The sequence below is a fragment of the Pseudarthrobacter sp. O4 genome (genome assembly GCF_050157025.1).
Classification (GTDB): domain Bacteria; phylum Actinomycetota; class Actinomycetes; order Actinomycetales; family Micrococcaceae; genus Arthrobacter.
The window spans coordinates 3153761-3174453 of sequence record NZ_CP189591.1; the positions used below are offsets into that span (position 1 = coordinate 3153761).

The following is a 20693-nucleotide window of genomic DNA, read 5'->3' on the forward strand; positions in this document are numbered from 1 at the left end:
TAGTTTCGACACTAAGCACGCTGTGCACCACCGGAACGTCAGGAGACAGCCGTGAATACCAGGACTGAGAGCTGGTTGACGCACCGCTGGGGCAAATGGGTGGTGCCCTACGCGGCGCTGTGGGTCACGATGCTCATCGGCGGCGTGGTCGTGGTGGTCTTGGCGCTGTTGAGCGCCGAGGTCTATGACAACGTCGTGGACGACGTCGGCCTGGCGAACCTGGACAAGCCCACCCTGGCGTTTATGGAACAGCTACGGAGTCCAGGCCTGGACTCGTTCGTCACGGGGTTCACCAACATCGGCGGCGGGATTGGCATGCCTATCCTGGCCAGCATCCTGACGGCCTGGCTCATCTGGGCCAGCCGTACCTGGCGGCCGCTGATCCTGATCGGAGGCGCAGCCGCCGTCTCCGTGACCGCCACCACCCTGGGCAAGAAGCTGATCGGCCGGAACCGGCCGGACCACGCCGACGCCGTCCCGCCCTACGAAAACTCGCCGTCCTTCCCGAGCGGCCACACGCTCAACACCACGGTGGTGATCGGGCTTGTGGTGTACCTCGCCTGTCTGGAGGTCCATCGGGCCATCGCCCGGGCCGGCCTGATCACGGCGGGTGTGATCTTCATCGTCGCGATGGGAATGAGCAGGGTCTATCTGGGGCACCACTGGATGACCGATGTGATCATCGGGTGGGTGCTGGGGCTGGGCTGGGTGGGGATCGTCATCCTGGCCCACCGGCTCTTCCATGTGCTGCGCCACCGGGAACAGGCCGGCCCAGCACCGACTTTTGACCATCCCGCCCGCCTCCACGAGGGCGGCGCGGAGGGCGGTGCGGAGGCCGGTGGCGGGGGCTCCGGCAGCGGCCGTCCTGCCGAGACCAACGACGCCGATACCCCCGGCCCCTCGGGAAGGTCCTCGGCGACCGGGTGATAGTTTTGACCCATGCGCACTCTCGTTGTGGACCACCCGCTGGTCGCCCATAAGCTCACCGTTCTGCGGGACAAGAACACCCCGTCCCCGGTCTTCCGCCAGCTCACCGAGGAGCTCGTCACGCTCCTGGCGTATGAGGCCACCCGTGAGGTCCGCACCGAGCCCGTGACCATCGAGACCCCGGTCAGCACCACCATCGGCACCGCCTTCACCAAGCCCACTCCGCTGGTGGTCCCGATCCTCCGTGCCGGGCTCGGCATGCTCGAGGGCATGACCAAGCTGGTCCCCACCGCCGAGGTCGGCTTCCTGGGCATGGCCCGGGACGAGGAGACCCTGGACATCATCACCTACGCCGAGCGCCTCCCCGAGGACCTCACGGACCGCCAGATCTTTGTCCTGGACCCCATGCTGGCCACGGGCGGCACCCTGCGCGAGGCCATCAAGTTCCTCTTCAAGCGCGGCGCCTCCGACGTCACCTGCATCTGCCTGCTCGCCGCCCCCGAAGGCTTGGCCAGGCTGGAGGAGGAGCTCGCGGACGCCAACGTGACGATCGTCCTCGCCTCGATCGACGAGAAGCTCAACGAGAAGTCCTACATAGTGCCCGGCCTGGGCGACGCCGGCGACCGCCTCTACGGCATCGCGGGCTAGTACAGCCAGGCAGCCGCGTCGAGGACCCGGCGCCGAGGACCCGGCTATTGCCGGGACCGGCACACGTTCCCTTCCGGAATCCCGCAACCCGCGCTAGCGTGTGGGCCATGGACTGGAAACTTGAACTCGTGTTTGTCCCCGTGTCCGATGTGGACCGCGCCAAGGATTTCTACGTCAACAAAGTCGGCTTCAACGCCGACTACGACGAGCGGCCCACGGACGGCATCCGCTTCGTCCAGCTGACCCCGCCGGGCTCCGGCTGCTCGATCGCCATCGGCGAGGGCCTCAACGAGGCGCCGCCAGGCACCGCTCCCAGCCTGCAGCTCGTGGTCAGCGACATCCAGGCCGCGCACAAGCAGCTCAAGGATAACGGCGTGGACGTCAGCGACGTCGATGTCCAGGACTGGGGCCACTTCGTCCATTTTGCCGATCCCGACGGCAACAAATGGGCGGTGCAGTACATCCCCAACCGGCCCAACGGCTAGACGCACCAGCGCACGTCCGTCCCGCCTCCGTCCACTGACAGCACTCAGCACGAAAGAATGCCCCGAACCGCAGGGATTCGGGGCATTCTTGCTGAAGCAGGTTCGTCCGGGAAACTGCCGGCTGGCTTAGTACCAGTTGTGCGCGTAATGGAAGTTCAGGGCGCCGCTGGGGGAGCCGTAGCGTTCCTTGACGTAATTGAGACCCCAGTTGATCTGGGTCCGGTAGTTGGTCAGGTAGTCAGCGCCGGAGCTCGCCATTTTTTCGGCCGGCAGGGACTGGACCACACCGTAGGCGCCGCTGCTCGGATTCGTGGCCGTGGTCTTCCACTCGGACTCCTTGGTCCAGAGCTTCATCAGGCTCTGCATTTCGCCGGGCCCCCAGCCGTAGGATTCCAGTTGCGATGCGGCGTAGGCCTGCGCCGCGGCGGGATCGTCAACGGCGACGGGAGTCGCCGCTTCGGGGGCCGGTGCGGGTGCCGCGACAGGTGCGGGGGCAGGTGCCGGAGCCGCGACAGGTACAGGTGCCGGAGCCGCGGCAGGTGCAGGTGCTTCAGCGGGCTTCACCTCCGCGGACTGGGCCTCGACGCTGGCGCCGGGGGGCACAGAGGTCTGGGCGTCGACGCGGACCCGTTCGAAGTTCAGGGGCGTCAGCGGGTCGGCAACGGTGGCCGACGCCTTGGAGCTGCCGGCGGCGGAGGGACCGTTGGCCGTCTCGGCGGCCTGACCGGCAGCGCCAACTCCGACGAGGACCGCGCAGGCGGTGGCAACGACGGCGGCGCGGCGGCCAGTGGAACCGATGCCCGCGGCAAACCGGGACAGGGCCGAGGCCGGCTTGGCTGACTCTGCGCGGTGGCGTGAATGCGTGGAGCGGGACTTGCCTGCAGCGCTGTCGGGGCGCGTTTGTACTTTGAATTCAGTCATGATGCCTCTCAAACGCCTGCGGAGTTAGCTGTCGGGTTCGGATGAGAAATCCGGCCGCACGGTGCTTCACGTGTCGGCTTCACCCCAAGGGTGCATAGATGCAGAATGCCCGGGAACTCTGGGTCCCCCGCCTCTGCCTGGTCCAGCGAATCCGGGAAGCGGCAGAGTTTGGCGTCCATCCGGATATACGGCGCCAGTGGTGGCCGCACTCTAAAAACCGTACAGGAGTTCCATCCGAGAGTCACATTTTGGTAACGGACATCACGACAGCGGAGTGTCGCCTTGTGCTCTTCCGCCTGGCCGTCGGTGCCGTTGCGCCGCCTGCGTGCCCACTCGACGCGCAGTAACGTCTAGCCGGCACGTAACCGTCGAACGGCGGTGGACGGACGCGACCGCGGCTAGGTCACGGGCGGGCTCGTGGGCAGGCGAACGGCGAACTCCGTCCGGCCTGGCCGGGAGGTGACCTCGACGGTGCCGCCGTGGGCCGCGACAATCGCCTGCACGATCGACAAGCCAAGCCCGCTGGTCCCCTCGGCAGTGGTTGCCGTCGTTGCCGGGGCGGGGGCCCAGGGGCTGCGGGAAATCGCCGAACGGGAGGTTGGCGCCGTCGTAGCTGCCGGATTCTTCCGCGCGGCGTCCGCGCGGGCAAAGCGTGAAAAGACCTTATTCATGAACTGAGGGGGGATCCCGTCCCCGTTGTCGGTCACCGTGACCACGGCGCTTCCATCGGCTGAACGCATCACTCCGGTCACCACCGTCGTCCCGGCCCCGGTGTGCTTGCGCGCATTGGACAGCAGGTTGGCCAGCACCTGATGCAGCTGGGCGGAGTCGCCGCGGACCACCACCGGCTCTTCGGGGAGTTCCAGTTGCCAGACGTGATCCGGGGCCATGACCTTCTCGTCACTGACGGTCTCGATCGCCAGCTGGGTGAGGTCCACCTCGCTGAGCTTGAGGGGCTGGCCCTCGTCCAGGCGGGCCAGCAGCAGCAGATCCTCAACCAAGGTGGTCATCCGTTCGGACTGGCTCTGCACCCGTGCGAGGGACTTCTCACCGTCCGGCGTGAATTGCTCGGTCATCCGCATCAGCTCGGTGTAGCCGCGGATAGCGGTTAGCGGGGTCCGCAGCTCATGCGAGGCATCGGCCACGAACTGGCGCACCCTCATTTCGCTGAGCTGCCGCGCCTCGAGCGCGTTGGAGACATTGTCCAGCATCTGGTTCAGCGCGTATCCCACGCCGCCCACTTCCGTGCCACGATGGGCGGCCGACGCCGGCACCCGGACTGCAAGTGCCACCTCGCCGGCGTCGAGGGGGAGTCGGGAGACCTTGGTAGCCACCTCGGACAGCTGTTCGAGCGGCTTCATGGTCCGGCGGATCAGTGCCGTGCCGGCGAGACCGATGACGATGAGGCCGCCGGCAGACACCACCACCATGGTCCACACGAGCGAAGCCAGGGTGTTCTGCTTTTCCGCCAGCGGCAGCCCGGTGACGATCACGTCTCCATAGGGGGTCCGCCCGGCAGTGAGCCGGTAGCCGCCGGCCGAGAGCGTACGGTCAACCGGGACGCCGTTGGGCGTGAGTCCGAGGAGGACGTGGTCGTCATCGGGGGAGAGGCTCTTCCGGGTGGCGTCCCCGGCGAGGAAGCCGGCCCTGCTGACGGCGCCACCCAGGATCCGCGCGTTGAGCGTACCGATGCCCTGGCCTCGGGCCTCCAGCGGATCGGTGCGTCCGCCGGAGTCGCCGGGCGAGGGCCGTCCGAACACGCTGGCGCGGTGGGACGCCTCATCCAGCTGCGTGTCGAGTTGCTTGGTGAGGAAGACGTCCATGGAGGCGTAGCTGAAAAGTCCTACGGCGCCGCAGATGGCCACAAGCAGCGCCATGGTGACGAGGACCAGCCGGGTGCGCAGATGCCAGGTGGAGGGGTCGCGCCACTTTCGCCGGGGGGCAGGGGTCTCACCGGGGAGAGCGCGCACGGATCAATCCGCCGGCTTCAGGACGTAGCCGGCGCCGCGCACGGTGTGGATCATGGGAGCGCGGCTGGCATCGATCTTTTTGCGGAGGTAGGAGATGTACAGTTCGACGATGTTGGCTTGTCCGCCGAAGTCGTAGTCCCACACCCGGTCCAGGATCTGCGCCTTGCTGATGACCCGTTTGGGGTTCTCCATGAGGTAGCGCAGCAACTCGAACTGCGTCGCGGTGAGGTGCAGTTCCTCGCCGGCCCGGGTGACTTCACGGGTATCGACATTGAGTACGAGGTCACCGACCACGAGCTCCGCTGAGTCCATGGCGGCCACGCCGGAGCGCTGCACGAGCCGGTGCAGGCGCAGCAGGACTTCCTCCATGCTGAAGGGCTTGGTGACATAGTCGTCCCCGCCGGCGGCGAGGCCGGTGATCCGGTCCTGGACGTCGTCCTTCGCGGTGAGAAACAGGGCAGGCACAACCGGAGCGAAGGCGCGGATCCTGCCGAGCAGTTCGACGCCGTCGAACCCGGGGATCATGACATCGAGCACCAACACATCTGGGCGGAACTCCTTGGCGAGTTTGACCGCTTCGGGGCCGTCTGCCGCGACAGCGACGGACCAGCCTGCCATCCGCAGGCCCATGCTCATGAGCTCGGAGAGGCTGGGTTCGTCATCCACGACGAGAGCTCGGATGGGGGAGCCGTCCGGGTGGGTGAGCTGCGGAAGGTTGTTGGTCATGGAGTGCGAGGAGGCCATGGGACAACTCTCCGTTCTGCCGGTTAGGCGTGGCTTTGGGGATCCTGTGCTGCACCTGTGAATCCCAGCCTAGCGAGCTGGCAGCCGCCGCGGTGGTCCGTCGCGGGCTTTTGGAACCGTCTCTGACGGAACGGCCGGCATGGGCGGCGGAACTTTGAAGGCGTTCCGCCGCCGGGCAATTCGGGCCTGACGGTGTGACCACTCTGTGGGACGGTGGACATTGAATGATAAGTAGGCGAAGCTTCCGCCAGACTGCCCTCCCATGAAGGATTCTTGGCAAACAGCCATCCGAGGCGAACAATATTCGGCTAAACGCCACGACCGACCAGTCAGTCAGGAAAACATCTGTTATTTTATCGACGCGGCAGAATTGTGATCTGCACTACAATCCCGCGTTTCGTCTCACTATGTGGAACCCGAATCCCTTTGTTACTTGCAAGTTGGCATTGTTACGTTGCACACTTCAATTGTGAACAAGAACTCAACAGCACCTGCAGCCGCAGCTTCCTGGATCAGCCCACCCGCTGATACCGAGATGCGCTGTTGTCGAATGTACGCCTAACTTTTACACCCCAAGAGTTTCTAGGCATTCGCCCCAGCCCAGCGTCGGGCGCCCCTCCCCAGTTTCATTGCGGGGAAAAGTAGCATTCGAGCCGCGATGACGGCCATTCACATTGAGGTAAGCATTCATGTCAGTTGCATCCGGATACGTCCACATCTCCGTCCGTAACGCCGGCAAGGCCGGCCAGGCCTCGGGTATCCGCCAGGGTTTTGGTGGCGGCGGCCGCCCGCCCTTCGCCCCCGCCGGTCCCAGCAACAGCTTCCCGGCCCCTGGTTATGCAGCACAGGGCTACAACCCCGATTCCTACGGCCAGCTCCGCGCCGTTCCGGCCGCCCCGGCCACGGCGCCCACTCCTGTCATTGGTCCGGCTAACGGCAACGCGGTCCGCCCCGTCCCGGCCGACAACGTCGCCCGCGGCTTCGTGCTCTACATGGGCATCGACGAGGAGACCGCCGCGGCTGCCGGCACGTCCATCGCCAAGCTCGCCCAGGAGATCCGGGCCTACGCCCAGTCACTGGTCGCGGGTGCGGAGAGCTACGCCGCCGTCGCCGTTGCGCCGGCCAGCGCCCCGGGTTCCGCGCTCGACGTCGTCCGCTCCACCTTCGGCGACCCCACCGTCGGCGCCCGGCAGCGTGCCGAGACCGCACGCCTCCAGCAGCCGCAGGACCCGCGCCCTTCCGGCGTTCTCATCGACCTTGCCCGCCGCGAGGTCCACCTCGACGGCGATTCCCTGAACCTCACGTTCAAGGAATTCGAGCTCCTGAACTACCTCGTGGAGAACGGCACCCGCACCGTGGGCCGCGACGAGCTGCTCGAAGGACTGTGGCGGAACGCCGAAGAAGTGCCGAATGAGCGCACCATCGACGTCCACATCCGCCGCCTGCGCTCCAAGCTCGGCCGGCTCGCCAACACCGTGCGCACGGTGCGCGGCCAGGGGTACCGCTTCTACGAGCACCCCGAGGTTGTTGTCTGGGCTGCTCCGGAATACTCGATCTAGTCTCTAGCTCACGCAAAGCGTCCGTTCCTGTTGCAGGGGCGGGCGCTTTTGCGTTGGCGGGACGCTTCAGCGACTTTCCGCCGTGCCTTAGACACCTCCTTCGTTCCTCAGTCGGCGATGCGGCACTACGCGGAAAGCCGCTTCGCTTCCGCCGGGCAGTTACGTTCCCCGCCGTGTGGCGGGCGCTTTGGGTGCCTGGCTGGCGGGTATGTGCCTCCGCGGCTGAGGGACCTGTTGTGATTCGTGGGTGCGGCGTAGGCTCTGAGCGTTGATCCGACTATTGGGAGGAAGCATGTCTGTTGCACGTATTACTACCCTGAGCTCGAACTCCAAGACCTCGTTTGATGCTGCCATCAAGGAGGGGATCGAGCGGGCCAACAAGACGCTGCGCAATGTCACGGGTGCGTGGGTCAAGGAACAGAAGGTGGAGATCAGCGACGGCGCAGTTGTTGCCTGGCATGTTGTGCTGGAAGTGACCTTTGTCCTGGAAGACTGAACCGCCGCCTGAGTAGCAGCCCGAGTGATGCGCGCCCGTGGAATTCTGTCCGCACTAGGATTGGTGCATGAGCGCGCATCACATCAAACGGCTGGTGATCATGCGGCATGCCAAGGCCGACTGGCCCGGAGGGGTTGCGGATCACGACCGGCCGCTGGAGGAGCGTGGCCACAGGGACGCGCCTATGGCCGGCAAATGGCTGCTCAAGCACGGCGTGGTCCCCGATTTCATCCTTTGCTCCAGTGCGCTCCGGACACGGCAGACGTGCACGTGGGTGTGCAACGAACTCGGCGACAAGGCACCGACGCCGAAACTTGAGGACGGGCTCTACGCCGCCTCAGCCCTGCGGATGCTGACCGTCATTAACGACGTCCCGGACACCGTCACCACGCTGATGGTGATCTCGCACATGCCGGGGGTGCAGGACCTTGCCATGCACCTCGCTTCCCGTGATTCCAACCATGACGCCTACATGGACGCGGCCACCCGGTACCCCACGAGCGGCCTGACCGTGATGGAAACGGAGAAGTCCTGGTCCGAGCTGGATGGCCAGGACGCACGGCTCACGCACTTCAAAGTGCCCCGGGCCAAATAGTCCCCGGCTGCGGGCTCCCGGCCGCCCTGAATCCATAGTCACGGGACCAATTCTGCGGTTTACTGATGCTGTTACTCGTCGACTTTCGTGTTCGAGAGAAAAGGTGGATCATCGTGGATTCAGGACAGCTCATAGGGATCATTGTTGGCGTCATCGTCGTGCTGGCGATCATTGCAGTGGCAGTCATGCTCAACCGCAAGCGCAAGGTGGAGGCAAACCGCAGCCGGGCGGTCGAGATGCGTGAACAGGCCAAGACCGACGAGATCGGTGCAAGGGAGCGCGAGGCGAAGGGGGCGCGCGCCGAGGCGGATGCGAAGCAGGCCGAAGTTGAGGCCGAGCGCCTGCGCGAGGAAGCCCACGGCCGCCAGTCAGAGGCCGAGAACGTCCGCGCCGGCGCCCAGGAACAGCTGCGGAAGGCTGACGAACTGGACCCTGACGTAGTGACCAGCGAACGCGGCGACGCCGAGTCCCGGGACGAAGCGCCCCGCGACGGGATGAGCGGTGAGGAATTGCGCCGGGACCGCGGTGCGACGAACCACGTCCAGGGCGATACCGGCACCCACCGGCCGGAGGATGACCAGCCCCGCGGCGACCGGCCACGGAATCTCTGACAGCAAGTCTCCCCGAATCCCGGCTGCCTGGGCCGGACTTTCGGTGCGTCGTCCCCGTCATAGGGGCGGAGCACGCCTGAAACCGGCATAGTAGCACTGTGAACCCTCGCCATTCCGCCCTGGCCCTGCTCGTTGCCGTGCTGTGGGGCGTCAACTTCGTCGCGATCGATCTTGGCCTGCACCCGAATGGGACGGAGATGCCGCCGCTGCTGTTCGTCGCCATGCGCTTCACGCTCGTGGTGATCCCCTGTATCTTCTTCATCCGGAAGCCGGACGTGAGCTGGAAGGCGATCGTCGGCGTCGGGCTCTTTATGGGCGCGGGCCAGTTCGGTCTCCTCTACCTGGCCATGGCCCTGGGCATGCCGGCCGGCCTCGCCTCCCTGGTCCTGCAGGCGCAGGTCCTCCTGACGGTGCTGCTGGCTGCCGGCTTGCTCGGCGAACGCCCCAGCCGGCGGCAGTTCGCCGGCGTCGTCCTGGGCGTGGCGGGCCTGGCCGTGGTGGCCGTCGGGCGCAGCCTGGTGGCCCCCGCGTTGCCGCTCATGATCGTGCTGGCGGCGGCCCTGTCCTGGGCGGCCGGAAACATCGTCGCCCGGAAGGCAAAGGCAGCCTCAGGGCTGGGTCTTGTGGTCTGGTCCGGTGCCGTGGTGCCGCTGCCGCTGTTGGGGCTTTCACTGCTCCTGGACGGCCCGGCCGCGATGTCGGGGGCTCTCATGGACGTGCAGCCCGTCACCCTGCTGAGCGCCCTGTACACCGCGGTCTTCGGTTCCCTCGTGGGCTACGGAATCTGGAACCGGCTTCTCAGTCTTTACCCGTCCTCCGCGGTGGTCCCGTTCACGCTGCTGGTCCCCGTGGTCGGCATGACCACGGCGTGGCTGGTCCTGGGCGAGGTCCCCTCTCCCGCCGAAGTGGCCGGGGGCCTGCTGCTGCTGGGCGGGGTGGCGACGGCGGTGCTGCGACCGTGGCGTTTGTCGCGCACGAGTTCGACGCCGCGGGGTGTGGCGCCGCACGCTCAGCGGCGCGTGGACGACCCTGCGGCAGGCAGGGCCGGGGACTTGGCCGGAGACTTGACGGACGCTTCTTTGGCAGCAGGTGCCTTGGCGGCAGACGTCTTGGCCGCCGGCCGTGGCGTGGCCCGGGGTGCTGCCGTCCTGGCGGCTGACGTTCTGGAAGCAGAGTCCCGCGGTCCGGGACGCGGCGCGGACGTCCCGGAGGAGGCGCCCCTCGTCGACGGAACCCGGCGGGACGGACCCCCGGCCGGACCCCTGGAAGCCGGACCCCCGGAAGCCGGACCCCTGGCTGTGCCGCGGGAGGCCGACGTCGGACGGCGGCGCGGGGCGTAGCTGGCGCCACGCCGGGTGCCGCCCCTGCCGGGCAGGACGGTCCCGGCGAACAGCAGCAGCAAGGTGGCGGCGCCGGATGCCGCCGCGAGGTAGAAGTACAGGTCCGGATGCTCGGAATCCACCGGAGTGGATATGGCGTCCGGGTCCGAGTTGAAGGCCAGCCCCCATTGCCGCAGGAATGCGATGCCGAACGCCATGAAGAGGATGCTGCCGATGCCGCTTGCCACCAGGGTCTTGTGCCGTCGGCGGACGACCACCTCGGCAACGCAGGCCACATACGCGGCGGCGGAAGCGGCCAGGAACCACACGAGTACCGTCTCGTGCAGGGTGACCCCGGTCAGCACCAGCAACGCGAGGGCAGCCAGAAACGCTCCGATGGCTGTCTTGCCGCTGTTACCCATGTGGCGCATGTGACCCATCATCCCTGAGCGGGGGCTACTTCACCACGTAGCCGCGCATGGATGCCATGATTGCGGCGACGCTTTGCTCGCGGGTCCGTTCCGGGTTGTAGGTCTGCCGGTCGAGCCCAACGACAAAGCAGGCACCGAAAATAGCGGTCTCCAGGCTGCCGCGGGAGACGGTGGGATCAACCGGGTGGACGGCGGCCACCCCGTCGATCGCGGCTCCGATCACGGCGAGCAGGCGTCCGCGCAGTTCGGTGAAGGTGTCCTGCCACTCGCTCGGCGTCCGCCAGTTCTCACTGACCCATAGCCGGGCGAAGGAGGGGTACTCCGCCATGAAGTCCATCGCCTGGCCGATCATCTCGTCCATGGCGGCGAGGGGATCGGCGGCGGTGTCCTTGACGCTTAGCAGCCGTGCCAGCAGGATGTCCACCCCATGGCGCAGCAACTGGGCGATCAGGTCCGACTTGCTGCCGAAGTTGTAATACACCGTGCCCTTGGAGACCCCGGCGGCCGCCGCGATTTCATCGACGGTGACCCCCGCCGCGCCGCGCTCGCCGATCAGCTCCATGGAGGCCTCGAACAGCTTCTGCTTGGTGGCGTTGGTGCGCGCCGGACGTAGCCTCTTCGCCGATTGAGCCGATTGAGCCGATTGACCTGGCGTCCCAGCGGCGACGGAAGAGGGCGAGCTGCTGTCCGAAGGGCTGCTGCTCATACGGCGATCTCCGGTTTCAAGGTCTTGAGGGTCCAGTACTTGTGCTTGCGAACGGCCATGGTGGACATTGCCGTACCCAGCAAAGTGTATCCAAGCAGCCCCAGCATGGTGGGAGGGATGCTGGTGAGGTCGGCGCCGTAGATCAGGTGCCGCATGCCGCTGACCACGTAGCCCATCGGCAGGAGCTGGTGCACCACATGCAGCGGCTCGGGCGTGGTCTGCCACGGGAAGGTGCCGCCGGAAGAGACCAGCTGGAGCACCAGCAGGATGAGGACCACGAGCTTGCCGGGAGATCCGAGCAGCGCCACCACGCCCTGGATTATCGCGCTGAACGCCATCGCCGCGGCCAGCATGAGGACCCACATCAGCAACGGATGTGCTGGGTTGAGCCCCAGCCCCACGTCCACCACCAGGGTCAGCAAGCTCGCCTGGACGGCGGCGACCGCCAGGAACGGAAGCCAGCCCCCGACGGCGATCTTCCACGCCGGGGCGTTGGAGGCCAGTGCCCGCTGGGTGACGGGCCGCATCGCCTGGATCAGCATGAAGACGCCAATCCACAGGGCGAGGGTGAGGAAGAACGGCGCGAGTCCTGCTCCATAAGACCCGGCCTTGGCCTGCGAGACGTTGCTGACGGCGACGGGATCGGCCATCACCCGGGCGAGGCTGTCCTTCTGGGCGTCGTCGGGGTTGGGGACTTTCCCGGCGCCGCTGGCGAGCTCGCCCGCAAGGGTCCGGGCGCCGTCGGACGCCGTGGCGGCCCCGCCCTCCAGCTGAGCCGCGCCCTCATCAAGTTTCCCCGCACCCTGGGAGAGTTTCCCGGCGCCGTCCAGCGCGCTCTGCTGCCCGGCGGCGAGGGCAGCTGCGCCGCCGTCGAGCCGGTCCGCCCCGGAAGCGGCCTGGGCGACGGCGCCGCTGAGGGCCGGGCCAGCGGCCGCCAGCTTTGCCGCGCCCGCGCTCACGGCGGCAGATCCGTCGGCAAGCTGCTGGATCTGTGCCGCGGCGGTCTTGAGGCTGGCCGCGGGGCCCGCTGCGGCGCTGGGGGCCGGGTTGGCATCGAAGTCGGCCAGGATGGCGTCCGCCTGGGCGGGGGTGATGGCCCCCGCCGAGACCAGCCGGGAGTTGGATGCCACGATCCGGCTCCGTTGCGCCTGGGCGGCGGCTTGGTCGGAGGCGGCCAACTGGCCCGCCAGGCCCTGCACCTGGGTGTTGAGCGCGGCGTTGCCGGCGGCCACCTGCGCGGCACCGTCCGCGAGCCGCTGCGAATCGGCAGGCAGCGTGGCGGTCTTGTCCTGCAGCTGGGTGAGCCCGGCGCTGAGCTGGGACGCGCCCGTGCTGAGTGAGTTTGCGCCGTCCCGCAACTTGAGCTGGCCGTTGTAGAGGTCCGCGGCGCCGTCCTTGAGTTCGCCGGTTCCCTGGTGCAGGGTCACCGTCCCGTCGTGCACGGTGGCGACGCCGTCGGCCAGCTTCCCGGCGCCGTCGGAGGCCTTGAGCATCTGGGAATGGATGGTGCCGAAGCCGGTGAGGAGCTGGTTGGCGGTTTCCTCGCCCACCTCGGTGGCAACCGTGGTGTGCACGGCGGTGGTGAGCTTATCCACGATGGTGCTCAGCAGATAGTTGTTCGCGTCGTTGGTGGTGACGTTGAGCATGGCCTGGTTGGCGGCGTCGAAACTGCCGGGGGAGACCAGGTTGGCCGAGAAGTCCTTGGGGATCTTCAGCGCGAAGGCGTACTTGCCCGTGCTCACGCCCTGGTCCGCTTGCTCCGATCCGGAAACGGTCTGCCAGTTGAAGACATGGCCGTCGGTCAGGCTTTCCGCCACCTTCTTGCCGGCCTCCAGCCGGGTGCCGTCCGTGGACGTGGCGCCGGAGTCCTCGACCACGAGCGCAGCGTCGATCTGGTTCAGCTTTCCGTACGGATCCCAGTTGGCATAGAGGTACACGGCCCCGTAGAGCAGCGGGACCATGACCAGCGCCAGGATGGTCAGCTTGGGCAGCAGGCCCGCGGTCATGCGCTTGAGTTCCGAGCGGGCCAGCCGCAGCACAGTCACTTTGCGCCCTCTTCCTGCAGTGTTTGACTTCGCTGCGTTTGATTTTGCAGCGTCTGAGCAGGGTGTTCGTCCCCGGACGGCGGTTCCGCCCGTTGTTCGGGCCCGGGGCGGGCGTTGCCGATCGAGGCGGCGGGACCGGCCCACCCGGCCGGGAGGCTGGTGACGGTGGCGACGACGGCAAGCGGCCGCCCGGCGTCGTGCGCCAGCTCCTCAAGCCGCGGCAGCCAGTCCGCGGGATCGCCGCTGTGGCGGTCGGGGGAGTCGACCACGAGGAGATCCGTGTTCGGGTTGGCGAGGGCCAGGGCCGTCAGCAGCTCGATCCGCCGGCCGGCGTCGAGCTGCTCGGCCCACAGCCCGGCGATGTCCTCGAAGCGGTTGACCTTGAGCCAGGGTTTGCTGAGCAGGGCGCCGCGGTAGCGGCGGGGGACCAAAGCGAGGTCCTCCGTGACGAGATCCTGGACGCTCAGGTGCTGCTCGGGCTCGTTGACGCCGGGGGAGTCCACCACGGCGCTCGCCGCACGCAGCTGTTTGATCCTGGCGCTGCCATCCCATTCCCTGCCGTCCCAGGAAAAGTGGCCGCCGGAGGGCTTCATGCGTCCACTCAGTGTCAGCGCGAGGGCCGTGCGCTGGTCCTGCCGCGTTCCAGTCACCAGCAGGAGCCCGCCGCGCATGGCCTGGAGCGACGTCGCCGGAAGCAGGAGGTCCCGCCGGCCGTTCACGGAGAGCTGTTGCACGGAGAGCAAAGGGGGCCTTTCGCAGAGGAATGTCTGCTCCAAGTCTAACTAAACCGACTGGTCAGTTCAAGTAAAGCCCGTCCCCGGAAGCGCGAACGTACACTTGAGGCCCCGAAAAGCGCGTTTTCGGGGCCTCAAGTGTACGTTCGCGCGTCCTGGGGGCGTGCGGAGTGGGCCTGCTTAGAGACCGTATTCCTCGAGCAGCCGGAGCCAGACTTCGCTGATTGTCGGGTAGGACGGCACGGCGTGCCAGAGACGGTCCAGCGGCACCTCACCCACAACGGCGATCGTGGCGGCGTGCAGCAGCTCGGCGACGTCCGGGCCGGCGAACGTCGCGCCCAGCAGCACCTTGCGGTCCTCGTCGATCACCAGCTGGGCCCAGCCCTCATACTGCTCGGAATGCAGCGAGGATCCCGCCACCTGGATGGGCAGCTCCACGGAGGCGGCTCGGAAGCCATCCTTTTCCGCCTGCTGCACGGACCGCCCCACGTTCGCGAGTTCCGGGTCGGTGAACACCACATTGGGTACGGCATGGCCGTCGGCGGTCTGGGCATAGCGGCTCCACGGCTCCGGCTCTCCGGTGAGTTCGCCCCTCGCGCGCGCTGCGATGGCGTCGCCGGTGGCCCGGGCCTCGTATTTTCCCTGGTGGGTCAGCATGACCTTCCCGGCCGCGTCGCCGACGGCGTAGAGCCACGGTCCGCCGTCGTCGCCTGTTGCGCCGGAGACCAAACCGGTGGAGTCGGTGCCGAGCCTCAGCGCCTTGCCCTCCGCTGCGGCGAGCCCCACGCTCTCCAGGCCCAGTCCTTCGAGGGCCGGGTGCCGCCCCGTGGTGACGAGCAGCTTGTCCGCCGTGACTGTGCTGCCGCCGTCGAGCGCCAGGCTGAGGGAGCCGTCGTCGTTCTCACTGACGCCTTGCGTTCCGGTGTGCAGGTGGAGTTCGACGCCGTCGGCCCGCAGGCCCGCCGCAACCAGCCGCGACGCCTCCTCCGGGAACATGCCCAGCAGCCCGCCGCGGGCCACGAGGGTCACTGCCGATCCCAGGCGCGCGTAGGCCTGGGCGAGTTCGGTGCCGGCCACGCCGCCGCCGAGCACGGCCAGCCGCTCGGGAATCTGGTGGGCTGAGGTCGCCTCCCGCGTGGTCCAGTACTCGACGTCGTCCAGTCCTTCGACCGGCGGCAGATTGGGGGTGGACCCTGTCGCGACCACGACGGCGTGCCGCGCCGCGAGCGCGTAGCTGTTGCCGTCCAGCCCCGCGACCTCCACTTTCCGCGGCCCCGTGAGCCAGCCGTGGCCGCGGATCAGTTCGATTCCGGTTTCCTCGACCCATATGACCTGGCCGTCGTCCTGCCAGTTGGAGGTGAAGTAATCGCGGCGTTTCAGCACTGCGGCGGCATCCAGGGTCCGGGCGACCGCCTGCCCGGCGCCGGGGACGGACTGGGCTGCGTGGAGGGCGGTTCCGGGCCGCAGCAGCGCCTTGGAGGGCATGCAGGCCCAGTAGGAGCACTCGCCGCCGACCAGTTCCGCCTCGACCAGCACCGCGGACAGCCCTCCCCGGACCACCCGCTCCGCCACGTTCTCGCCCACGGCCCCCGCGCCGATCACAATGACATCGAATTCCCGCTCAAGCTGTGCCGTCATGGCAGAAGCCTACGCCCGGACCTTACCGGCCGGGCGCGGGTCCCCACCCCGGAGAGTCTTAGCACGAGGCGATTGCGGAGTAGGGCTTAAACGAGAAAATCCGCAACCGGCGGACCGGTGCGGATTTTCTTGTTCTGTGCGCCCAAAGGGATTCGAACCCCTGACCTTCTGTTCCGTAGACAGACGCTCTATCCAGCTGAGCTATGGGCGCATTCTCGGCTCTTGGAGAACTTCTCGCTCCCCGAACCTCGAATTACTTTACGCGAGGTGGGCCGTGCTGACAAATCGAAAGGGGTGTAATCTGGCTGACTAGACCGGTCTACGTGACCTTAGTCACAAAATATCAGCTTGCGGAGGCAAAAGTTCGTTGAATTTCCGGGGTTTTTGATTTCCGGCCTCCCGGATGTCCCGTAACTGGACCACTTTTGAGGGGGTGATCTAGCCCTACATTTAGGAACACACCACTGAACCCGAGGAAGGGAACCGTAATGGGCGATCTGGCGCGACTGCCGTTGCTTGAAAAAGCACCCACCACACATGCTGGTCTGCTGGCATGGGTCGAAGAGGTAGCTGAACTGACCCAGCCGGACCGGATCCACTGGGTTGACGGCTCCGAAGCGGAGAGCACCCGGCTCACGGACGAGCTCGTAGCCGCAGGCACACTGACCCGGCTGAACGAGAAGCTGTTCCCCAAATCTTTCGCGGCATTCTCCGACCCCGCCGATGTGGCCCGTGTCGAAGAGCAGACCTTCATCTGCTCCGAGAACAAACGCGATGCAGGCTTCACCAACAACTGGATGGCTCCGGCGGAGATGAAGGAAAAGCTGCGCGGGCTGTTCAGCGGCTCCATGCGCGGCCGCACCATGTACGTCATCCCCTTCGTCATGGGACACCTTGACGCCGAGGACCCCAAGTTCGGTGTCGAGATCACGGACAGTGCCTATGTTGTCGCCTCCATGCGCATCATGGCCACCGTCGGCACCAAGGTCCTGGACCGCATCACCGCCACGAACGCCTTCTTCGTCCCGGCACTGCACTCCCTGGGCGCGCCGCTGACCCCCGGCCAGGCCGACGTCGCCTGGCCGTGCAACCCGGACAAGTGGATTGTCCACTTCCCGGAAGAGCGCTCCATCTGGTCCTTCGGTTCCGGCTACGGCGGCAACGCCCTGCTGGGCAAGAAGTGCTATGCCCTGCGCATCGCCTCCGTGATGGCCCGCGACGAGGGCTGGCTGGCGGAGCACATGCTCATCCTCAAGCTGACCTCGCCGGAGCAGAAGAAATACTACGTCTCCGCTGCGTTCCCGTCCGCCTGCGGCAAGACCAACCTCGCCTTGCTGGATCCGACGATCGAGGGCTGGGAGGTCGAGACTCTCGGTGACGACATCACCTGGATGCGGATCGGCAAGGAAGGCGAACTGCGCGCCACCAACCCGGAAGCCGGCCTGTTCGGTGTCGCTCCGGGCACCGGCTGGGGCACCAACCCCAACGCCATGCGCGCCATTGCCAAGGGCCACAGCATCTTCACCAACGTCGCCCTGACGGACGACGGCGGCGTGTGGTGGGAAGGGATGACGGAGGAGACTCCGGCGCACCTGACCGACTGGCAGGGCAACTCGTGGACGCCTGATTCAGATAAGCCGGCAGCCCACCCGAACTCCCGCTTCTGCACGCCGATCTCCCAGATCGACATGCTGGCCGAGGAGTACTACAGCCCCGAAGGCGTCGAGCTTTCCGCGATCCTGTTCGGCGGCCGCCGGAAGACCACCATCCCGCTGGTAACCGAATCCCGCACCTGGTCCAACGGCGTCTTCATGGGGTCCACGCTGTCCTCGGAGACCACGGCGGCTGCTGCCGGCCAGGTGGGCGTGCTGCGGCGCGATCCGATGGCCATGCTGCCGTTCATCGGCTACGACGCGGGTGACTACCTGAACCACTGGGTCAACCTGTCCGCCAAGGCCAACCAGGAACGCCTGCCCAAGATCTTCCTGGTCAACTGGTTCCGGCGCACCGCCGACGGCGGCTTCGCCTGGCCCGGCTTCGGCGACAACGCCCGCGTCCTGAAGTGGGCCATCGAGCGCATCGAAGGCAAGGCTGCCGCCGTCGAGACCCCCATCGGCTACGTGCCGACCGGCGACTCGCTGGACGTCACCGGCCTGGCCCTGACCCCGGCCGAGGTGGAAGACGCAGTCCGCGTCGACCCCGAGGAATGGGCAACCGAGCTGGCCTCCATCGAAGAGTGGTACGCCCGGTTCGGTGACTCCCTGCCCGAGGCCCTGCGCTCCGAGCTCGAGGGGCTGAAGGCGCGCCTCAGCTAGGTCCCACCGCCTCCCTCGCTTCGCTCCGCCCAGCCAGGGAACCCTCCCCGCTGCCTCCCCAATCTCGCAAGCTCGATTGGGGCCCCTCGGTAGCGTGGGCCCAGGCGGAGGCCCCGTTTAGTACGACGGCGGCGCCGCACCTTTTCGAAAGGTGCGGCGCCGCCGTCGTCTGCTCGCTCGGACCGGTCGGCCCGTGCAGCTAGCTGGCCAGCCAGATGTCCGGGCCGAAGACCTCGTAGTGTATCTTCGTGGCCGGGATGCCGGCGTTGATGGCCTCGTTGCGGATGCTCTTCATGAACGGCAGCGGACCGCAGAGGTACAGCGAGGCGTTTGCCGGGAGGTCCACTTCCCGCAAGGTCATGTTGCCCTGCTTGGCCCCGGCTGACGGCTGCTCGAGCCAGAGCTGGAGGTCGGCGCCGTTTAGGCGTTCGACGTCGTCCGTCATCTGGCCGCGAAGGGCCCAGCTGTCCAGATCGCTTTCCGCGTGCAGGACCAGGACCTGGCGGTCCGAGCCGGACTCGGCGAGGGAGCGCAGGATGGACGCGGTGGGGGTGCAGCCGATGCCGGCGGAGGCCAGGACCACGGGGCCGTCGCCTTCCTTCAGGGTAATCTCGCCGTAGGGGTTGGAGATCTCGAGGATGTCGCCGAGCTCCACATTGTTGTGCAGCACCGGGGAGACTTCGCCGCCGTCGTCCTTCTTGGTGGTGAAGGTGCGGCTCGCGCCGGCCTCGCCGGACAACGAGTACTGGCGGACCTGGCGCAGGCCGTCCGGCAGCTGGACCTTGACGCTGATGTACTGGCCCGGGAGGGCGGGAGTGATGGGGGTGTCGTCGGCCGGTTCCAGGGTGAAGGTCACGGAACCGGTGCCGGCGGGGGTCTTGGCGGCGACCCGCCACGGGCTCCACATCTTGCCGTTGGCCTGGGCCGCGTAGAGGCCCTTCTCGAGCTTGATCAGCGCGTCCGCCATGAGCCAGTAGACCTCGGTCCAGGCCTCGGCGATTTCCGGAGTGATGACCTCGGCGAGGTCCTCGGCGATGGCGGCGAACAGGTGCTCGTAGACCACCTGGTACTGCGGTTCGGTGATGCCAAGGGAGGCGTGGCGGTGGGCGATGCGGGCGAGGACGGTCTCCGGCAGGGTGCCGGGGTTGTTCACCAGGTGGGTGGCGAAAGCGGCGATGCTTCCGGCCAGGGCCTGCTGCTGATTGCCGTTGCGCTGGTTGGAGCGGCTGAAGAGCCCGTCCAGCAGTTCGGGGTGGGCGGCGAAGAGGCGTGCATAGAACTTGGGCGTGATCTCCCCGATCCGGGAACCGACCAGCGGGAGGGTGGCCTCGATGACGGGGAAGGACTTGTCCGAGAGCATGTTGACTCCTGAGATAGTGGCCCGGTCTTCAGCCGGACCGTGATGAATACCTGCATTTCAAATACGAGTATTTATAGTTCAGTTCTACACGGCGTAGAAAACGACGACAAATCGGCAGGATTCCCGGGCGTGGCGGATGGCGCCGGCTGGTGCAATCCGAGCAGGTTGCCAGGACGACGCGGGACGGTGAAATGGCCGGGCGGTGCCCGAGTCCGTGCGGCCGGTCAGAGCCCGGGGCGCAGGCCGATTGCCTGGAACACGGGGTTCATCTGCCGCGAGGTCGGCAGCGAGGTGACCACGACGCCGTCGAGTTCCCGGTAGAACGCCTCGCGGGCCCGGGCCAGGGCGCCGCGGAGCCGGCACTCATTGATGAGGGGGCAGGTGCCGGTGGCCACGACGCAGTCGGCCGGGTCGGTCCGGGTGTCGAGCTGGCGCAGGAGCTGGCCGACAGTGGCGGCCCGGCCTGAGCTGCTCAGCCGCGACCCGCCATGGCGGCCGCGTTCGACGTCGATCAGGCCCAGTTCGCGCAGCTTCGCCATCGCCTTGCTGACGTGGTTGTACGGCGTACCGACGGCGTCGGCGACGCTCTGGGTGGTCATCAGGCCGCCGTCGGGAGCGGCCGCGAGCACCATCATGGCGCGCAGGCTCACGTCCGCGAAGGCGTTGATCTTCATGGCACCAGCTTACGGTTGGTCTAGTCCACCCAGACGACGGGTTCGTTGGTGTCGGCGGCGAGCTGGCCGAATTCGAGGTCATGCGTGTCGGGGTCCGCGGTGTACGGGAGGACCGCGGCGAACAGCGAGCCGTCCTGGTGCTCGGCGGCAACGTGGATGGCGTCCGAGTCCTCGTCCAGCAGCGTGATGTCACAGACCACGGCGGCGGCGCGGAACTCATCCCGGTGCTGCCGCAGCAACTCCTTGAGGTCGCTGATCATCGAATCCGCATCGAAGTCCGCGTCCGTGCCGTCGGCGGCGTCGGCGGGCGTCACGGCTACCAGGCGGACCTCGCCGTCGTTCTCGACGACGAGGGCGAAGGGAAGGAAGCCGCCATTGCGCTGCAGTTGCTCCTGCGCCGCACCGACGCCGGTGCCCAGCAGGTTTTCCAGGTCCGTGGCACTGGCCTCGGGCACCGAGTCACGCCAGGAGCCGGCGGGAATTGCTGACGGCAGTTCTGACGGCATTTCCAGCAC

General features: G+C 67.2%; 18 protein-coding genes, 1 tRNA gene, 1 pseudogene and 1 riboswitch. Of the genes and pseudogenes, 9 read left to right on the plus strand and 11 right to left on the minus strand.

All coding sequences use genetic code 11. From position 1 onward, the window contains the following. Positions 1 to 51 precede the first annotated feature (51 nt). The 3 genes from ACQCSU_RS14715 (at position 52) to ACQCSU_RS14725 (ending at position 2060) form a co-directional block, all read left to right on the plus strand. Positions 52 to 927, plus strand: a complete 876-nt coding sequence (locus ACQCSU_RS14715; protein WP_426976026.1) for a phosphatase PAP2 family protein — start codon at positions 52 to 54, stop codon at positions 925 to 927. Between the two features lie 12 nt (positions 928 to 939). Further along, entirely contained in the window at positions 940 to 1575 is a 636-nt protein-coding gene (upp, locus tag ACQCSU_RS14720; RefSeq protein ID WP_354242128.1) for a uracil phosphoribosyltransferase, read from the plus strand. Between the two features lie 107 nt (positions 1576 to 1682). Then, the gene (locus ACQCSU_RS14725; protein WP_426976027.1) at positions 1683 to 2060 is read left to right on the plus strand and encodes a VOC family protein; all 378 of its coding nucleotides are present in this window, start codon (positions 1683 to 1685) and stop codon (positions 2058 to 2060) included. Positions 2061 to 2186: 126 nt separating this feature from the next. Here the strand turns inward: ACQCSU_RS14725 and ACQCSU_RS14730 are convergent, their stop codons facing one another. The 3 genes from ACQCSU_RS14730 to ACQCSU_RS14740 form a co-directional block, all read right to left on the minus strand. After that, positions 2187 to 2981 carry a hypothetical protein gene (locus ACQCSU_RS14730; RefSeq protein ID WP_426976028.1) on the minus strand — a complete coding sequence of 265 codons (795 nt, stop codon included), beginning with the start codon at positions 2979 to 2981 and terminating at the stop codon, positions 2187 to 2189. Next, a riboswitch (cyclic di-AMP (ydaO/yuaA leader) is annotated at positions 2980 to 3139 on the minus strand. It overlaps the preceding gene by 2 nt. Before the next feature lie 240 nt (positions 3140 to 3379). Beyond that, positions 3380 to 4858 (minus strand): HAMP domain-containing sensor histidine kinase, encoded by a 1479-nt coding sequence (locus ACQCSU_RS14735; RefSeq protein ID WP_426979802.1) that lies wholly within the window; start codon positions 4856 to 4858, stop codon positions 3380 to 3382. A 96-nt stretch (positions 4859 to 4954) separates the two neighbouring features. Further along, entirely contained in the window at positions 4955 to 5695 is a 741-nt protein-coding gene (locus ACQCSU_RS14740) for a response regulator transcription factor (protein WP_426976029.1), read from the minus strand. A 689-nt stretch (positions 5696 to 6384) separates the two neighbouring features. Between ACQCSU_RS14740 and ACQCSU_RS14745 the strand changes: the two genes are divergently transcribed. The 5 genes and pseudogenes from ACQCSU_RS14745 to ACQCSU_RS14765 all read left to right on the plus strand — a co-directional run. Continuing rightward, positions 6385 to 7254, plus strand: a complete 870-nt coding sequence (locus ACQCSU_RS14745; RefSeq protein WP_426976030.1) for a winged helix-turn-helix domain-containing protein — start codon at positions 6385 to 6387, stop codon at positions 7252 to 7254. Between the two features lie 292 nt (positions 7255 to 7546). Beyond that, positions 7547 to 7750: a dodecin family protein gene (locus tag ACQCSU_RS14750; RefSeq protein WP_354189975.1), complete on the plus strand. Its 204-nt coding sequence runs from the start codon at positions 7547 to 7549 to the stop codon at positions 7748 to 7750. 67 nt (positions 7751 to 7817) lie between these two features. Continuing rightward, positions 7818 to 8345 (plus strand): SixA phosphatase family protein, encoded by a 528-nt coding sequence (locus tag ACQCSU_RS14755; protein WP_426976031.1) that lies wholly within the window; start codon positions 7818 to 7820, stop codon positions 8343 to 8345. A 113-nt stretch (positions 8346 to 8458) separates the two neighbouring features. Continuing rightward, positions 8459 to 8956, plus strand: a complete 498-nt coding sequence (locus tag ACQCSU_RS14760) for a hypothetical protein (protein ID WP_426976032.1) — start codon at positions 8459 to 8461, stop codon at positions 8954 to 8956. A gap of 98 nt (positions 8957 to 9054) precedes the next feature. Further along, a pseudogene (locus ACQCSU_RS14765) lies at positions 9055 to 10047 on the plus strand (EamA family transporter); the annotation flags it as partial. A 684-nt stretch (positions 10048 to 10731) separates the two neighbouring features. On the opposite strand, the gene ACQCSU_RS14770 reads toward ACQCSU_RS14765, so the two are convergent. The 5 genes from ACQCSU_RS14770 to ACQCSU_RS14790 all read right to left on the minus strand — a co-directional run bounded on the left by ACQCSU_RS14770 (position 10732) and on the right by ACQCSU_RS14790 (position 16040). Further along, positions 10732 to 11412: a TetR/AcrR family transcriptional regulator gene (locus ACQCSU_RS14770; protein ID WP_426976033.1), complete on the minus strand. Its 681-nt coding sequence runs from the start codon at positions 11410 to 11412 to the stop codon at positions 10732 to 10734. Further along, positions 11409 to 13457, minus strand: a complete 2049-nt coding sequence (locus ACQCSU_RS14775; protein WP_426976034.1) for a YhgE/Pip family protein — start codon at positions 13455 to 13457, stop codon at positions 11409 to 11411. The genes ACQCSU_RS14770 and ACQCSU_RS14775 overlap by 4 nt, the downstream gene beginning before the upstream one ends. Next, entirely contained in the window at positions 13454 to 14200 is a 747-nt protein-coding gene (locus ACQCSU_RS14780; protein ID WP_426976035.1) for an ABC transporter ATP-binding protein, read from the minus strand. Before ACQCSU_RS14780 ends, ACQCSU_RS14775 begins: the two co-directional genes overlap by 4 nt. Before the next feature lie 171 nt (positions 14201 to 14371). After that, on the minus strand, positions 14372 to 15829 hold the full coding sequence (locus ACQCSU_RS14785) for a dihydrolipoyl dehydrogenase family protein (protein ID WP_426976036.1): 1458 nt from the start codon (positions 15827 to 15829) through the stop codon (positions 14372 to 14374). A gap of 137 nt (positions 15830 to 15966) precedes the next feature. Further along, positions 15967 to 16040 (minus strand) — tRNA-Arg (locus ACQCSU_RS14790). 277 nt (positions 16041 to 16317) lie between these two features. On the opposite strand from ACQCSU_RS14790, the gene ACQCSU_RS14795 reads away from it, so the two are divergent. Beyond that, positions 16318 to 18144, plus strand: coding sequence for a phosphoenolpyruvate carboxykinase (GTP) (locus ACQCSU_RS14795; RefSeq protein WP_426976037.1), 1827 nt, complete (start codon positions 16318 to 16320; stop codon positions 18142 to 18144). Between the two features lie 199 nt (positions 18145 to 18343). On the opposite strand, the gene ACQCSU_RS14800 is transcribed toward ACQCSU_RS14795, so the two are convergent. From ACQCSU_RS14800 to ACQCSU_RS14810, 3 genes are all read right to left on the minus strand, one after another. Continuing rightward, positions 18344 to 19504 carry a globin domain-containing protein gene (locus ACQCSU_RS14800; RefSeq protein ID WP_426976038.1) on the minus strand — a complete coding sequence of 387 codons (1161 nt, stop codon included), beginning with the start codon at positions 19502 to 19504 and terminating at the stop codon, positions 18344 to 18346. Between the two features lie 224 nt (positions 19505 to 19728). Continuing rightward, positions 19729 to 20178, minus strand: a complete 450-nt coding sequence (locus ACQCSU_RS14805) for an RrF2 family transcriptional regulator (protein WP_426976039.1) — start codon at positions 20176 to 20178, stop codon at positions 19729 to 19731. A 20-nt stretch (positions 20179 to 20198) separates the two neighbouring features. Then, positions 20199 to 20684 carry a hypothetical protein gene (locus ACQCSU_RS14810; RefSeq protein WP_426979803.1) on the minus strand — a complete coding sequence of 162 codons (486 nt, stop codon included), beginning with the start codon at positions 20682 to 20684 and terminating at the stop codon, positions 20199 to 20201. Positions 20685 to 20693 lie beyond the last annotated feature (9 nt).